The organism is Pseudomonas sp. F220 (assembly GCF_057813935.1).
Genome location: NZ_JBVASJ010000019.1, coordinates 1 through 15,326, shown reverse-complemented (window position 1 = coordinate 15,326; position 15,326 = coordinate 1). Strand labels below are relative to the sequence as shown.

The 15,326-nt window shown below is 58.6% G+C and carries 13 protein-coding genes; 11 read left to right on the top strand and 2 right to left on the bottom strand.

All coding sequences use genetic code 11. The annotated features are described in order from the left end of the window. Positions 1 to 6: 6 nt before the first annotated feature. Positions 7 to 243 (bottom strand): hypothetical protein, encoded by a 237-nt coding sequence (locus ACZYSM_RS17215; RefSeq protein WP_489072799.1) that lies wholly within the window; start codon positions 241 to 243, stop codon positions 7 to 9. Between the two features lie 184 nt (positions 244 to 427). Between ACZYSM_RS17215 and ACZYSM_RS17210 the strand changes: the two genes are divergently transcribed. From ACZYSM_RS17210 to ACZYSM_RS17200, 3 genes are all read left to right on the top strand, one after another. Beyond that, positions 428 to 985: an NADPH-dependent FMN reductase gene (locus ACZYSM_RS17210; RefSeq protein ID WP_489072797.1), complete on the top strand. Its 558-nt coding sequence runs from the start codon at positions 428 to 430 to the stop codon at positions 983 to 985. Positions 986 to 1,145: 160 nt separating this feature from the next. Then, positions 1,146 to 1,493: a metalloregulator ArsR/SmtB family transcription factor gene (locus ACZYSM_RS17205; RefSeq protein ID WP_489072795.1), complete on the top strand. Its 348-nt coding sequence runs from the start codon at positions 1,146 to 1,148 to the stop codon at positions 1,491 to 1,493. Between the two features lie 45 nt (positions 1,494 to 1,538). Beyond that, positions 1,539 to 2,831 (top strand): arsenic transporter, encoded by a 1,293-nt coding sequence (locus ACZYSM_RS17200; protein WP_489072793.1) that lies wholly within the window; start codon positions 1,539 to 1,541, stop codon positions 2,829 to 2,831. A 104-nt stretch (positions 2,832 to 2,935) separates the two neighbouring features. Here the strand turns inward: ACZYSM_RS17200 and ACZYSM_RS17195 are convergent, their stop codons facing one another. Next, a complete protein-coding gene (locus ACZYSM_RS17195; RefSeq protein WP_489072948.1) occupies positions 2,936 to 4,087 on the bottom strand; it encodes a DUF1853 family protein in 1,152 nt (383 codons plus the stop codon). Between ACZYSM_RS17195 and ACZYSM_RS17190 the strand changes: the two genes are divergently transcribed. The 8 genes from ACZYSM_RS17190 to ACZYSM_RS17155 all read left to right on the top strand — a co-directional run bounded on the left by ACZYSM_RS17190 (position 3,989) and on the right by ACZYSM_RS17155 (position 15,188). Beyond that, positions 3,989 to 4,879: an NAD(+) kinase gene (locus ACZYSM_RS17190; protein ID WP_489072791.1), complete on the top strand. Its 891-nt coding sequence runs from the start codon at positions 3,989 to 3,991 to the stop codon at positions 4,877 to 4,879. The two genes, ACZYSM_RS17195 and ACZYSM_RS17190, sit on opposite strands and share 99 nt — an antisense overlap. After that, on the top strand, positions 4,879 to 5,850 hold the full coding sequence (locus ACZYSM_RS17185; protein WP_489072789.1) for a metallophosphoesterase: 972 nt from the start codon (positions 4,879 to 4,881) through the stop codon (positions 5,848 to 5,850). The genes ACZYSM_RS17190 and ACZYSM_RS17185 overlap by 1 nt, the downstream gene beginning before the upstream one ends. After that, complete coding sequence (locus tag ACZYSM_RS17180) at positions 5,847 to 6,719, top strand: rhomboid family intramembrane serine protease (RefSeq protein ID WP_489072787.1); 873 nt, start codon at positions 5,847 to 5,849, stop codon at positions 6,717 to 6,719. The genes ACZYSM_RS17185 and ACZYSM_RS17180 overlap by 4 nt, the downstream gene beginning before the upstream one ends. A 36-nt stretch (positions 6,720 to 6,755) precedes the next feature. Next, on the top strand, positions 6,756 to 7,016 hold the full coding sequence (locus ACZYSM_RS17175) for a YeaC family protein (RefSeq protein WP_489072785.1): 261 nt from the start codon (positions 6,756 to 6,758) through the stop codon (positions 7,014 to 7,016). After that, positions 7,013 to 7,843, top strand: a complete 831-nt coding sequence (locus tag ACZYSM_RS17170) for a DUF2797 domain-containing protein (RefSeq protein ID WP_489072783.1) — start codon at positions 7,013 to 7,015, stop codon at positions 7,841 to 7,843. Before ACZYSM_RS17175 ends, ACZYSM_RS17170 begins: the two co-directional genes overlap by 4 nt. A gap of 12 nt (positions 7,844 to 7,855) precedes the next feature. Further along, positions 7,856 to 10,528, top strand: coding sequence for an aminopeptidase N (gene pepN, locus ACZYSM_RS17165; RefSeq protein WP_489072781.1), 2,673 nt, complete (start codon positions 7,856 to 7,858; stop codon positions 10,526 to 10,528). 1,182 nt (positions 10,529 to 11,710) lie between these two features. Then, the gene (locus ACZYSM_RS17160; RefSeq protein WP_489072779.1) at positions 11,711 to 12,763 is read left to right on the top strand and encodes a WD40/YVTN/BNR-like repeat-containing protein; all 1,053 of its coding nucleotides are present in this window, start codon (positions 11,711 to 11,713) and stop codon (positions 12,761 to 12,763) included. Positions 12,764 to 12,782: 19 nt separating this feature from the next. Then, a complete protein-coding gene (locus tag ACZYSM_RS17155; RefSeq protein ID WP_489072777.1) occupies positions 12,783 to 15,188 on the top strand; it encodes an efflux RND transporter permease subunit in 2,406 nt (801 codons plus the stop codon). Positions 15,189 to 15,326: the final 138 nt, after the last annotated feature.

Below are 15,326 nucleotides of genomic sequence, written 5' to 3'. Positions count from 1 at the left end.
ACGGGGTTATGAGGCGACGTATGTTTCGGGTTCGCGAGTGATAGTGACGCCCGATTGTTTCAACTGAAACTCGTTATCATTCAGTTTGTCGACCCGATCGCCAATGGCCAGGCGATAGGTAGTAACAGGCTCCGAGCCAGCCTGGCCGTCTTGCGAAGGGGTGGAGTCCTGGAACTCATGCACTGAATAGACACGGCCTTCCGCGTCTCTTGCATGGAATTGTCCGACGAGTACTGCTGCCATCTGTTTAGAACCTCTGGAGAAAAATCACTCAATTTGCGGTTCTGTAGACCGTAGTTGGGCGGGGTAAGTTTTCCTGGTGGAAAAAATAGTCGTGAGGACCGATTCCTCGAAGCGGATTGGTTGTTATGCCGTCCGAATCATCTATAACTACAGGCTCCTATAGCCAGATAGTCGGGAATCCTCAATGAGCAACGTCTACACGATTGCAGTTCTGGTCGGCAGCTTGAGAAAACAGTCGATCAACCGGAAGGTCGCGCTGGCATTGGCAGACCTGGCACCCGCCAATCTCAAGCTAAATATCATTGAGATTGGTGATCTGCCGCTCTACAACGAAGACATTGACGCGTCACCGCCGGCAGCCTACAGCACTTTCCGACAACAGGTGAGCTCATCCGACGCGGTGTTGTTCGTCACCCCCGAATACAACCGCTCCGTGCCGGGTGTTTTGAAGAATGCAATTGACGTCGGTTCCCGCCCTTATGGCAAAAGTGCCTGGAACGGCAAACCGGGCGCCGTGATCAGTGCTTCGCCAGGGGCTGTCGGGGGATTTGGTGCCAACCACCACTTGCGCCAGTCTATGGTGTTCCTCAACGTACCGTGCATGCAGCAACCCGAAGCCTATCTGAGCGGCGCAGGCTCTGCATTCGACGAAGCGGGCAAGCTTTCTGAGGCGACCCGGCCGTTCCTGCAGAAATTTATCAATGCCTACGGGGATTGGGTCGAGCTGCATAAGAAGGTCTGAGGTTGGGGGATGTGAGGTGAATGCCCGCGAAGGCGGCCTGACAGGCGATACAGATTATGCGGTCCTCCTCTGGACAGGGCTCATCCAAATCTCCGCTTTACTGAATATACGAATATCCATATATTCTGCATTCCGTATATCCAGACGCCTGCTCTCTGCCATGTCCGAAACTCCCAGTCCCGTCGATATCTTCAAATCCCTCGCCGACGACACTCGCAGCCGGATCGCCTTGCTCATCACCAGAGAGGGCGAACTGTGTGTGTGCGAACTGACCGCGGCGCTAAATCTGAGTCAGCCAAAAATCTCTCGTCATCTGGCGCAACTGCGCAGCGGCGGCTTGCTGGCTGACCGTCGTCAGGGGCAGTGGGTGTTTTATCGCCTGCACCCGGAATTATCCGGATGGGTCATGACGCTGTTGAACGGTGCGCTGGAGGCCAATACTGCCTGGCTCGCTGCCGATTTTCAGCGTCTACAGGCTATGGATGACCGTCCCGCCCGTTGCTGCTGAACCCTTAAACGACAACTTTTTTACCCCTTTCCAAGGCTGCTTTGCATGCTGATAGCTTCATTGATTTTTCTGCTGACTATTACCTTGGTGATTTGGCAGCCCAAAGGCCTTGGTGTTGGCTGGAGCGCGGTATTCGGCGCGGTTCTGGCGCTGCTCAGCGGCGTGGTGCATCTGAGCGATATTCCACTGGTGTGGCAGATCATCTGGAATGCCACCGGAACGTTCGTGGCGTTGATCATCATCAGTCTATTGCTGGATGAGGCCGGGTTCTTTGCCTGGGCAGCCTTGCATGTCGCCCGTTGGGGGCGTGGCAGCGGGCGCAAGTTGTTCGCCTTTATGGTGTTGCTGGGGGCGTTGGTTTCGGCGTTGTTCGCCAACGACGGAGCTGCATTGATTCTCACGCCCATTGTGATTTCGATGCTGCTGGCCTTGCGTTTTTCTCCGGCGGCGACCCTGGCGTTCGTAATGGGCGCGGGATTCATCGCTGATACCGCGAGCTTGCCGTTGGTGGTCTCAAACCTGGTGAATATCGTTTCTGCGGACTTCTTCAAAATCGGTTTCAACGAGTACGCGGCGGTGATGGTGCCGGTCAACCTGGTCAGCGTAGCGGCGACGTTGGGCGTGCTGATGTGGTTTTTCCGTCACGACATTCCCCGTGATTACGATCCTGAACAGCTCGAAAAGCCGGAGCATGCGATTCACGACAAGGCGACTTTTATTGCCGGTTGGTGGGTATTGATCATTTTGTTGGTGGGGTGCTTCGCCCTGGAACCGCTGGGGATTCCCATCAGTGCCATTTCGGCGGCTTGTGCGGCCCTGCTACTGGCGATTGCAGCCCACGGTCACAAAATTTCAACCCTCAAGGTCATGAAAGAGGCACCGTGGCAGATCGTGATTTTCTCTCTGGGCATGTATCTGGTGGTCTATGGCCTGCGCAATGCCGGGCTGACCGGGCATTTGGCGGGGTTGCTGGACTGGTTTGCCGGCTATGGCATCTGGGGCGCGGCCATGGGCACCGGCCTGCTGACGGCGTTGCTCTCCTCAATCATGAACAACCTGCCGACGGTGTTGATCGGCGCGTTGTCCATCGACGCCAGCCAGGCTGTGGGTGTTGTAAAAGAGGCGATGATCTACGCCAACGTCATTGGCAGTGACTTGGGGCCGAAAATCACCCCAATCGGCAGTCTGGCGACGCTGCTTTGGTTGCACGTACTGGCGCGCAAGAACATCCAGATTGGCTGGGGGTATTACTTCAAGGTCGGGATAGTGCTGACCGTGCCGGTGTTGCTGGTGACATTAGCGGCGTTGGCAGTGCGGTTGTCGGTGGGTACTCCTTAAACCGCGTCGCTCCCATCGCGGGCAAGCCTCGCTCCTACAGGACCGCGCATACTCCGTAGGAGCGAGGCTTGCCCGCGAAGGCATCGGTACAGACGCTAAAGACCTTACGGTGTACCCGGCACATTCGGCCAAAGATCAGCCACCAGAAACAGCCGCTCGGCTTCTTCCCAGTCGCCTGCGGTATTTTCCGTCAGGCGCACCAGCAACTGGGCGGACGCCTGGGGATCCAGATCGGCCAGCCAAGCATCCAGACGAGTGGTATCCCACGTCTGATCGGCAGGGTAATGCGCCGGTGCCAGCCAGGCATGACGGGGCAGGGGTTGCCAACGCCCCGGCGGCCTTTCGACGATAAATGTCGCCCAGTCACGCTGGTGCAACCAGCTGCCGTTCAAATGCTGCGGGTGGGCGCCAACCGGTGACTGAGACTTGCCCGGCCACGGATAAAGCAGATAGCCCCCCAACCACAGCTGCGCGCTGAAGTGCTGGATGTCCAGTGCCGCCAGCGCTTCGCGGCTTTCGGGGCGGGCGGAGATCGGCAACTGATGCTGGCTGAGGTGCGCCAGCTTGCGGTCCAGACGGTCATGACAACCGGGGCCGAGCCACTGCGCGGTGTCATGACCGTCTCCGCGCTGCGGCCCCAGATAGAGTTTGATCGCCAGTTCCAGATGGTGCACGCCATCGCGATCGCGCAGCAGCATGTCCAGCTCGCCGAGGGTGTGGCCTTCACGGCGGATCGGCAAATTGGCTGCTATCAATTCGACACCGGGAGCGTGCTGCACGGCGAATTGCCACAGGCGTTCGTAATACAGGCCCAGACGCCGGGTCGGGCCCAGAGCCAACCAGTGCTGCAAAGACGCGCTATTCCGGTCCAGCTGTTTGAGCCAGTGCGCCAGTTGTTCGGGAGCCTGCACCCAATCGCTGCCGGCCAGAGGGTGGCGTTGCGGCCAGGGTGTTTCACTGAGCATCGGCGGCGCGAGGATGACCCATGCCAGGTCGCGCACTTCGGGATGGCGCAACTGGCGGGGTAGGTTGAGTAAGCCAGGAAACAGTATCATTCTGCGAGCATAGCCGTTTATGTAGGGGAAAGGATTTTGTCTGCGGCCAGCTTTCGCCCATAATCGACTTTTTCGCCCGTCCCAGAACTTCGCAGGAACCCCATGGAGCAATTTCGTAATATCGGCATCATCGGTCGCCTGGGCAGTTCCCAGGTACTCGACACGGTTCGCCGACTGAAAAGGTTTCTGCTCGAGCGGCACCTGCATGTGATCCTCGAAGACACCATCGCTGAAGTCCTCCCAGGCCACGGGCTGCAAACTTCCTCACGGAAAATGCTCGGTGAAGTCTGCGACATGGTCATCGTCGTCGGCGGTGACGGCAGCCTGTTGGGCGCCGCCCGGGCGCTGGCGCGGCATAACGTGCCGGTGCTGGGGATCAACCGCGGCAGCCTGGGCTTTCTGACCGATATCCGCCCCGACGAGCTGGAAGTCAAGGTCGCTGAAGTGCTCGACGGCCACTATCTGGTGGAAAACCGCTTCCTGTTGCAAGCCGAAGTCCGCCGCCACGCCGAGGCCATCGGCCAGGGCGATGCGCTGAACGACGTCGTGCTGCACCCCGGCAAGTCGACGCGGATGATCGAGTTCGAGCTGTACATCGACGGCCAATTCGTCTGCAGCCAGAAGGCTGACGGCCTGATCGTCGCGACGCCAACCGGTTCGACCGCTTATGCGCTATCGGCAGGCGGGCCGATCATGCATCCGAAACTCGATGCCATTGTTATCGTCCCCATGTACCCCCATACCTTGTCTGGAAGGCCGATTGTGGTCGATGGCAACAGTGAGCTGAAAATCGTCGTGTCCAAGGATATGCAGATTTACCCGCAGGTTTCCTGTGACGGCCAGAATCACTTCACCTGTGCGCCCGGCGACACCATCACTGTCAGCAAGAAGGCGCAAAAACTGCGCCTGATCCATCCTCTGGACCACAACTATTACGAAGTGTGCCGGACCAAACTTGGCTGGGGCAGTCGATTGGGTGGTGGAGGCGACTGATGCTCGATCCCGCGCGTAGCTACGACCTGATCGGTGACGTGCACGGTTGCGCTCATACCCTTGAGCATTTGCTCGACCGACTCGGGTACCAAAAATTGGCCGGTGTCTGGCGCCATCCCTCGCGGATGGCGGTGTTCCTCGGCGATATCATCGACCGTGGCCCGCGGATTCGCGAAGCGCTGCATATCGTTCATGACATGGTCGAAGCCGGTCAGGCGCTGTGCATCATGGGCAACCATGAATTCAACGCACTCGGCTGGAGCACGCCGGCTCCGCCAGGCAGCGGCAAGCAGTACGTGCGCGAACATACGCCACGCCATGCACGATTGATCGACGAAACCCTGACCCAATTTGCTCAGCATCCGGCGGACTGGCACGACTTCCTTCAGTGGTTCTACGAGATGCCGCTGTTCATCGACGCCGGGCGCTTCCGCGTGGTGCATGCCTGCTGGGATGCCGGGCTGATCGAGCCGTTGCAGGCGCTGCATCACAATGGCTGTATTGACGAACACTTTCTCCAGGCCGCCGCCGTGCCCGGCAGTTTTGCCTGCACGGTGTTCGATCGCCTGTTGCGTGGCACTGACATGCGTCTGCCCCACGGTTTGACCATGACCAGTGGCGACGGCCTGACCCGGGCGTTCTTCCGCACCAAGTTCTGGGAAGACGACCCGCAAACCTACGGAGACATTGTGTTCCAACCCGATGCGTTACCCGAGCCGATCGCCCAGACGCCGCTGTCTTCTATCGAGAAAAACACCTTGCTGCGCTATGGCAGCGACGAGCCGCTGTTGTTCGTCGGTCACTATTGGCGCAGTGGCAAACCGGCGCCGATCCGGCCGAACCTGGCTTGCCTGGATTACAGCGCGGTGCTCTACGGCAAACTGGTCGCCTACCGACTGGACCAGGAAACCCGCCTCGATCCGCACAAGTTCGTGTGGGTCGATGTCGAACGCCCGGAGGTGCTGCAATGAGCGCCGTCGCCGTGTTGCGGCTGCCGCTGGCGGTCGACCTGAGTGGTTTCGTTAAACTGCTGCAACGCATGCAAGTGCCGCATCGGGTCAGCGAAGAGGCCGGCGAGCAGGTGCTGTGGGTGCCCGCCAGCATCAGTGAGGACGTGCGTTCACTGTACGAACGTTTCCCTGCCGGTGATCCCGAGCAGCGGCTGGACATCCCGGTAACCCAGGCCGCGATGCATCGTCCGGGCTTTGTCGAGCAGTTGCGCCACAGCCCGGTGACTGCGCTGATCTTGCTGCTGTGTCTGATCGTAGGTGGTGTGACGATGCTCGGCGACAACCTCGACACCGTGCGCTGGCTGACCTTTCTCGAGTTTCGCGTGGTGGGCGAGTACATCCAGTTCACGCCGCTGGCTGACAGCCTCGCAGCAGGGCAGTGGTGGCGGTTGGTGACACCGATGCTGATCCACTTCGGCATTCTTCACCTGGCCATGAACGGCATGTGGTACTGGGAACTGGGTCGTCGCATCGAGATACGTCAGGGCAGTATCAATCTGTTGGGCCTGACGCTGCTGTTCAGCCTGGCGTCCAATTACGCCCAGTATTATTTCAGCGGTCCGACCTTGTTTGGCGGTTTGTCCGGCGTACTTTATGGCCTGCTAGGGCATTGCTGGATCTATCAGATGCTGTCGCCGAACCCGGCTTATCGCCTGCCCCGTGGGGTGCTGGTGATGATGCTGGTGTGGCTGCTGCTGTGTATGTCCGGGCTGATCTCGATGATCGGCTTTGGTGAAATTGCTAATGCGGCGCATGTCGGCGGGTTGATCGTCGGATGCTTCACTGGTTTGTTGGGTGGTTTGTTCAGCCGCCGTAAACTGGCCGTCTAAAAAATTGTTATATGAATAAAGAGCGCGGAGAACCTGATGTCCTCTTTTAACGACATGATCAAAAACATCACCCCGGATATCTACCAGAACCTGAAACTGGCGGTAGAGATCGGCAAATGGTCCGACGGAGGCAAGCTGACCGCTGAGCAACGCGAGCTGTCGCTGCAAGCCATGATCGCCTGGGAAATCCAGAATCTGCCCGAGGACGAGCGAACCGGTTACATGGGCCCGCAGGAGTGCAGCTCCAAGTCGGCGCCAGTACCGAACATCCTGTTCAAATCGGAAGCCATCCATTGATCGAGATTGGCCGCGGTGCAATCAGCAAGATGTCGGCGCGACTCGAAGCGTCGGCCGTTCAATACGCTTTTCGTCTGGGCGATACCGAGGTGCCGGTCAACCCAATGATCGGTACCACAGTGCGCCTCGAGTACCTGGGGGCGATCCACTGCACCCATTGCGGGCGCAAGACCAAAACCAGCTTCAGCCAGGGTTACTGCTACCCGTGCATGACCAAACTGGCCCAGTGCGATATCTGCATCATGAGCCCGGAGCGCTGCCACTATGCCGCGGGCACCTGTCGCGATCCGGCCTGGGGCGAGCAATTTTGCATGACCGATCACGTGGTCTATCTGGCCAATTCGTCAGGGGTCAAAGTCGGGATTACCCGCGCGACACAGCTGCCGACTCGTTGGCTTGATCAGGGCGCGAGTCAGGCATTGCCGATCATGCGTGTCTCGACTCGCCAGCAATCCGGGTTCGTTGAAGACCTGTTTCGCAGTCAGGTGGCAGACAAAACCAACTGGCGTGCATTGCTCAAGGGCGACGCTGAAGCGGTGGATCTCAAGCAGGTGCGCGATCAGCTTTTCGACAGCTGTGCCGAAGGTCTGCTGGGGTTGCAGGAACGCTTTGGCCTGCAGGCCATCCAGGTGGTCAATGATGTTGAGCCGATCGACATCCGCTATCCGGTCGAGCAGTACCCGGCCAAGATCGTCAGCTTCAACCTGGACAAGAACCCGATTGTCGAAGGCACGCTGATGGGGATCAAGGGCCAGTACCTGATCTTTGATACCGGCGTTATCAATATTCGTAAATACACGGCCTATCAGCTCGCCGTGCATCAGTAGAAGGACTCCAGCATGCGCACCGAACAACCGAAGATGATCTACCTGAAGGACTATCAGGCGCCCGAGTACCTGATCGACGAGACGCACCTGACCTTCGAGTTGTTCGAGGACCACAGCCTGGTCCATGCGCAACTGGTGATGCGCCGCAACCCGGCCCGCGGCGCGGGTTTGCCACCGCTGGTGCTGGATGGCCAGCAGCTGGAATTGCTGTCGGTGAAACTGGCTGACCGTGATCTGACCGCCTCCGATGGCCAGCTGACCGGTTATCAGTTGACAGAGCATCACCTGACCCTGCATCCAACGAGCACTTCGTTCACCGTCGACACCAGCGTCAAGATCCACCCGGAAACCAACACCGCTCTGGAGGGCCTGTACAAATCCAGCGGCATGTTCTGCACCCAGTGCGAGGCTGAAGGTTTCCGCAAGATCACTTACTACCTCGATCGCCCGGACGTGATGAGCAAGTTCACCACCACGGTCCGCGCCGAGCAGCACCGCTATCCGGTACTGTTGTCCAACGGCAACCCGATTGCCAGCGGCCCGGAAGAGGATGGTCGGCACTGGGCGACCTGGGAAGACCCGTTCATGAAACCGGCTTATCTGTTCGCGCTGGTGGCCGGTGACCTGTGGTGCGTCGAAGACACCTTCACCACCATGACCGAGCGCTCGGTGGCGCTGCGCATTTACGTCGAGCCGGAAAACATCGACAAGTGCCAGCACGCCATGAACAGCCTGAAGAAATCCATGCGCTGGGACGAAGAGGTCTATGGCCGCGAGTACGACCTGGATATCTTCATTATCGTTGCGGTTAACGACTTCAACATGGGTGCCATGGAGAACAAGGGCCTCAACATCTTCAACTCCAGCTGCGTGCTGGCCCGTGCCGAAACTGCCACCGACGCTGCGCACCAGCGGGTCGAAGCAGTGGTCGCCCACGAATACTTCCACAACTGGTCGGGCAACCGCGTGACCTGCCGCGACTGGTTCCAGCTGTCGCTCAAGGAAGGCTTCACGGTGTTCCGCGATGCCGAATTCTCTGCCGACATGAACTCGCGCACCGTTAAGCGCATCGAGGACGTGGCCTACCTGCGCACTCACCAATTCGCCGAAGACGCAGGCCCCATGGCTCACGCCGTGCGCCCGGAAAGCTTTATCGAAATCTCCAACTTCTACACCCTGACGGTCTACGAGAAAGGCTCGGAAGTGGTGCGGATGATTCGCACCTTGCTAGGTGAAGCAGGTTTCCGCAAAGGCAGCGACCTGTATTTCGAGCGCCATGACGGCCAGGCTGTAACCTGTGACGACTTCATCAAGGCCATGGAGGATGCCAACGGCGTCAACCTGACCCAGTTCAAGCGCTGGTACAGCCAAGCGGGTACGCCGCGTCTGGCCGTCAGCGAGGCTTATGACAGCACAGCGAAAACCTACAGCCTGACCTTCCTCCAGAGCTACCCGGCGACCCCTGACAAAGTTGAAAAACTGCCATTTGTGATCCCGATCGAACTCGGCCTGCTGGACGCCAAAGGTGGCGCCATTGCACTGCGTCTGGCCGGTGAAGCCGCCGCTGTCGGTACCTCCCGTGTGCTGTCGGTGACCGAAGCCGAGCAGACCTTTACCTTCGTCGACATCGCTGAAAAGCCGTTGCCGTCCTTGCTGCGTGGCTTCTCGGCACCGGTGAAGCTGAGCTTCCCGTACGATCGCGACCAGCTGATGTTCCTGATGCAACACGACAGCGACGGCTTCAATCGTTGGGAAGCTGGCCAGCAATTGTCGGTGCAGGTGCTGCAGGAATTGATCGCTCAGCATCAGCAGGGCACTGCGTTGGTGCTGGATCAACGCCTGGTTGCGGCGTTGCGCACAGTGCTGGCGGACGAGGCGCTGGATCAGGCAATGGTCGCGGAAATGCTTTCGTTGCCGAGCGAAGCCTACCTCACTGAAATCAGCGAAGTGGCTGACGTGGACGCGATCCATGCCGCTCGCGAGTTCGCTCGCAAGCAATTGGCGGACAGTCTGTTCGAGGGTTTGTGGCAGCGTTATCAGGCTAACCGCGAGCTGTCGAAAAAGACCGCTTACATCGCCGAGGCCGAACACTTTGCCCGTCGTGGCCTGCAAAACATCGTGCTGTCCTACCTGATGCTTAGCGGCAAGCCGGAAGTTCTGGCTGCGACCCTTGAGCAGTTTGACGCTTGCGACAACATGACCGAGCGCCTGACCGCACTGGCGGTATTGGTCAACTCGCCATTCGTTGAAGAGAAGGCCAAGGCCCTGGCGACCTTTGCTGAAAACTTCAAAGACAACCCGTTGGTCATGGATCAGTGGTTCAGTGTCCAGGCCGGTAGCGGTTTGCCGGGCGGTTTGCAGCGGGTCAAGGCGTTGATGGAGCACCCGGCGTTCAACCTGAAGAACCCGAACAAGGTTCGTGCGCTGGTCGGTGCGTTTGCCGGGCAGAACCTGATCAACTTCCATGCGGCGGATGGTTCTGGTTATCGCTTCCTGGCGGATCTGGTGATTCAGCTGAATGCGTTCAATCCGCAGATTGCTTCGCGGCAGTTGGCGCCGTTGACTCGCTGGCGCAAGTACGACGGTGCTCGTCAGGCGTTGATGAAGGGGGCGCTGGAGCGGATTCGTGCGTCGGGCGAGCTTTCCAGTGACGTTTTCGAAGTCGTCAGCAAAAGCCTGGCCTGAGTGGGTCACCGTTCCCCAGGTGTTCAGCTGAACCCTGTGGGAGCGGGCTTGCCCGCGAAGGCGGCCTGACAGCCGAACTATCGCTTTGCGGGTGTACCTAATCTCACTGTAGGAGCTGCCGGAGGCTGCGATCTTTTGATCTTGGCTTTTGGTCGGTGTGAATATCCATTCCTGCGGTAACGGCGGCTGGCGGTTTCGCTCTTACAGCGAGTCCCTTTTTACAAGCGCCGAAAAAGGAACCAAAAACGCTTTGCCCCAAGCGTTCGGCACGTCGCCAAGGCTCCGCGTTCCCTCGCTGTGGTGTCCATCAGGGGGCATCGCCCTCCGGTCTGCTTCGCTACGACCTCCATGCGATGTCCTCGGCTGCGCCGAGGGCGCTACGCGCAATCCCCTGATGAACCCCACCACTCGGCCTGCCGAAGGGGCGGGTAGATCAAGATCAAAAGCCAAAGCCAAAGCCAAAGCGAACAAGCGAACAAGCGAACAAGCGAGCAAGCGAAGCCAAAAGTGTTCGTAACAGTTCTTCAATGCCTCTGATGAGCGTTGCTGTTACAGGCTAGGACCCGGCCCCTTTTCCAGTAGAGCCGAGCGGAGGTGTCATCCAGGGGGATGGCGCGAAGCGCCCCTCGGCGAAGCCGAGTTCCGCCGCAATGCGGCGCCCCCTGGATGGCACCGGAGCGAGGGTATGGCGAGCCTGGGCGAGGGACCGGATGGGGGGGCAAGCGTTTTTGCTTACTTTTTTGGCGTTTGAAAAAAGTGAGTCGCCGTAAGGGCGAAACCAGTAAGACGTCGTTACCGCAGTAACGGATATGTACCCGGTCAAATCGCCGTAATGGAGAAACCGTCAGCTGCCGTTACCGCAAAAACGGATATGTACTCTGACAAAGAAGTCTTAAGGCTACGCCCCCCCATCTCCTTGATAAAGGCCATCTAACGGCCTTTATTCATCATGCCAGCGAATGTCTCGCCATTCAGGCTCTACACCAAAGCGCCGGGTTAACAAAAGATAACGTGACGTCGATTGTCAGACCTTTCCAAAGCTGGATAGGATAGGTCAGCTTCAGAAGGGGCTCTAGATTGCTGGTTTCAGGACAACGATCCGAAACGGCAAATCGGAAAAAACGCCCTGTACGGTGCCCTGAAAGGTTGAATGACCTAACAATAATAATGGGGGAAAGGTCTATGAGTGAGCCTGTCATGGGTGTGGTTTTTTGCCGCCCGCCGGCGTTACGCAGATTCGCGTTGCTGGCTACAGCGCTCTCGCTGTTGGGTGTTGCTGCTCTGTCGACACCCGTCCAGGCCGCTGCCACGGCGGCGGTCGACACTGTCTATTCGATTGAATCCGCAAAGTCTGCCAAAGGCCTGATGCTTGGCGTCGTGCATGCCGGCGCGCGTCTGGTAGCCGTGGGTGATCGCGGTCATATTCTCTATTCCGATGACCAGGGCAAAACCTGGACCCAGGCCAAAGTCCCGAGCCGACAGCTGCTGACGGCGGTGTTCTTTGTCGACGACAAACACGGTTGGGCGGTCGGGCATGACGCGCAGATTCTCGCCAGTGAAGACGGCGGCGCAACCTGGACCAAGCAATTCGAAGACTTGAAGCGTGAAGCGCCGCTGCTTGACGTCTGGTTCAAGGACGCCAGCAACGGCTTTGCCGTGGGCGCTTATGGCGCGCTGCTGGAAACCACCGACGGCGGCAAGAACTGGGAAGACGCCAGCGATCGCCTGGACAACCAAGACCAATACCATCTCAATGGCATTGCGGCGGTCAAGAATTGCGGTCTGTTTATCGTCGGCGAGCAGGGCAGCATGTTCCGCTCCGCCGATTGGGGACAAACCTGGGAGCGCCTCGAGGGCCCGTATCATGGTTCGTTATTTGGCGTGATTGGGACCCGCCAGCCCGGCACACTGCTGGCCTACGGTCTGCGCGGCAATCTGTTTCGTTCCACTGATTTCGGCAGCACCTGGGCGCCGGTTGAGCTGAAAGCCGCCCGCGGTGCACTCGAATTCGGTCTGTCCGGCGCAGCATTGCTCGACGACGGTTCGCTGGTCATCGTCGGCAACGGCGGTAGCGTGGTGCGCAGTAGCGACGATGGCTTGACCTTCAGCGTATTCAATCGACCTGACCGCATTTCCTTGTCGGCGGTCACGGCGGCGGGTAATGGCAACTTGATTCTGGTGGGACAGGGCGGCGTTCGCGCTACCACGCCAACCGGCGCTGAGCTGGGCAAATAATAAGAAGGCGGGGATTTTCATGAGCAGTCAGCACGAAGAACAGATTTCCATAAGCAGTCATCACCAAGACAAGGCAACGTATCTCGAACGCCTGATTTTCAACAACCGCCCGGCAGTGATCGTCATCTGTCTGCTGGTCAGCGTTTTCCTGTTCTGGCAAGCAACGCTGATCCGGCCGTCCACAAGCTTCGAAAAAATGATTCCGCTCAAACACCCCTTCATCGAGAAGATGCTTGAGCACCGCAACGATTTGGCCAACCTGGGCAACACTGTGCGGATCTCGGTGGAAGCCACCGATGGCGACATTTTCTCCACGGAGTACATGGAGACTCTGCGGCAGATCAACGACGAGGTGTTCTACATCTCCGGTGTTGACCGTTCCGGCCTCAAATCCCTGTGGAGCCCCAGCGTTCGCTGGACTGAAGTAACCGAGGAAGGTTTCGCCGGTGGTGAGGTGATTCCGCAGAGCTACAACGGCTCGGCCGACAGCCTGGAGCTGTTGCGCAATAACGTCCTCAAGTCCGGCCAGGTCGGTCGCCTGGTATCCAACGATTTCAAATCGAGCATTGTCGATATCCCGTTGCTGGAGTCCTATCCGGACCCGGAAGACCAGGGCAAGTTGCTTGCACTGGATTACCAGAAATTCTCCCATGAGCTTGAAGAGAAAATCCGTAACAAGTTCGAAGCGCAAAACCCCAACGTGAAGATCCACATCGTCGGATTCGCCAAGAAAGTCGGCGACCTGATTGATGGCCTGATCATGGTGGTGATGTTCTTCGGCATCGCTTTCATCATCACCCTGGTGTTGCTGTACTGGTTCACCAACTGCCTGCGCAGTACCGTCGCGGTGTTGAGTACCACGCTGGTGGCGGTGGTCTGGCAACTCGGGCTGATGCACGCTTTCGGTTTCGGGCTGGACCCGTATTCGATGCTGGTGCCGTTTCTTATTTTCGCCATCGGTATTTCCCATGGCGTACAGAAGATCAACGGTATCGCCTTGCAGTCCAGCGGGGCCGACAACGCCCTGACTGCCGCGCGGCGGACGTTCCGGCAGTTGTTCTTGCCGGGGATGATCGCGATTCTGGCCGATGCGGTGGGCTTCATCACTTTGCTGATCATTGATATCGGCGTGATTCGCGAACTGGCCATCGGCGCGTCCATCGGCGTGGCGGTGATTGTGTTCACCAACCTGATCCTGTTGCCAGTAGCGATTTCCTACGTCGGCATCAGCAAGCGCGCCGTCGACCGCAGTAAGAAAGACGCGGTGCGCGAACATCCGTTTTGGCGCTTGCTGTCGAACTTTGCCAGCCCGAAAGTCGCACCGGTGTCGATTGCCCTGGCCCTGTTGGCCTTCGGCGGTGGCCTCTGGTACAGCCAGAACCTGAAGATCGGCGACCTCGATCAAGGTGCGCCGGAGCTGCGTCCTGATTCGCGCTACAACAAGGACAACAACTTCATCATCAGCAACTACTCCACCAGTTCCGATGTACTGGTGGTGATGGTCAAGACCGCCCCGGAAGGCTGCTCGCGTTACGCCGCAATGGCGCCGATCGATGAGTTGATGTGGAAGATGCAGAATACCGAGGGCGTGCAGTCGGCGATTTCCCTGGTGACGGTCTCCAAGCAGATGATCAAGGGCATGAACGAGGGCAACCTGAAATGGGAAACCCTGTCGCGCAATCCGGACGTGTTGAACAACTCCATCGCTCGTGCTGATGGTCTGTACAACAACAGTTGCTCGCTGGCGCCGGTATTGGTGTTCCTCAACGACCACAAGGCCGCAACCCTTGATCGCGCGGTGCATGCGGTGCAGGAGTTCGCCAAGGAGAACAACAAGGACGGCCTGGAATTCATCCTCGCGGCCGGTAACGCCGGGATCGAAGCGGCCACCAACGAAGTGATCAAGGAGTCGGAGCTGACCATCCTGGTCCTGGTGTACATCTGTGTGGCGACCATGTGCATGATCACCTTCCGTTCATGGGCGGCGACCTTGTGCATTGTGCTGCCGCTGGTGCTGACCTCGGTGCTCGGCAACGCCCTGATGGCCTTCATGGGCATCGGCGTGAAAGTCGCGACCTTGCCGGTGGTGGCGCTGGGCGTGGGGATCGGTGTCGATTACGGCATCTATATTTACAGCCGCCTCGAAAGCTTCCTGCGTGCCGGTCTGCCACTGCAAGAGGCCTATTACCAGACACTGAAATCCACCGGTAAAGCGGTGCTGTTCACTGGTCTGTGCCTGGCCATCGGTGTCTGCACCTGGATCTTCTCGGCAATCAAGTTCCAGGCCGATATGGGCCTGATGCTGACCTTCATGCTGTTGTGGAACATGTTCGGCGCGTTGTGGCTGTTGCCCGCGTTGGCGCGGTTCCTGATCAAACCGGAGAAACTGGCCGGGCAAAAGGGTAATTCGTTGTTTGCCCATTAAGGGTTAGTTGAAATCGAGTAGGAGGCGGGGTCACCCCCGCCGTCCTCTCACACCACCGTACGTACGGTTCCGTATACGGCGGTTCAAGCTATGCGGCTAAGCCGGTTTATCGTATCCAGTATTGAGACCAGCCCCAGC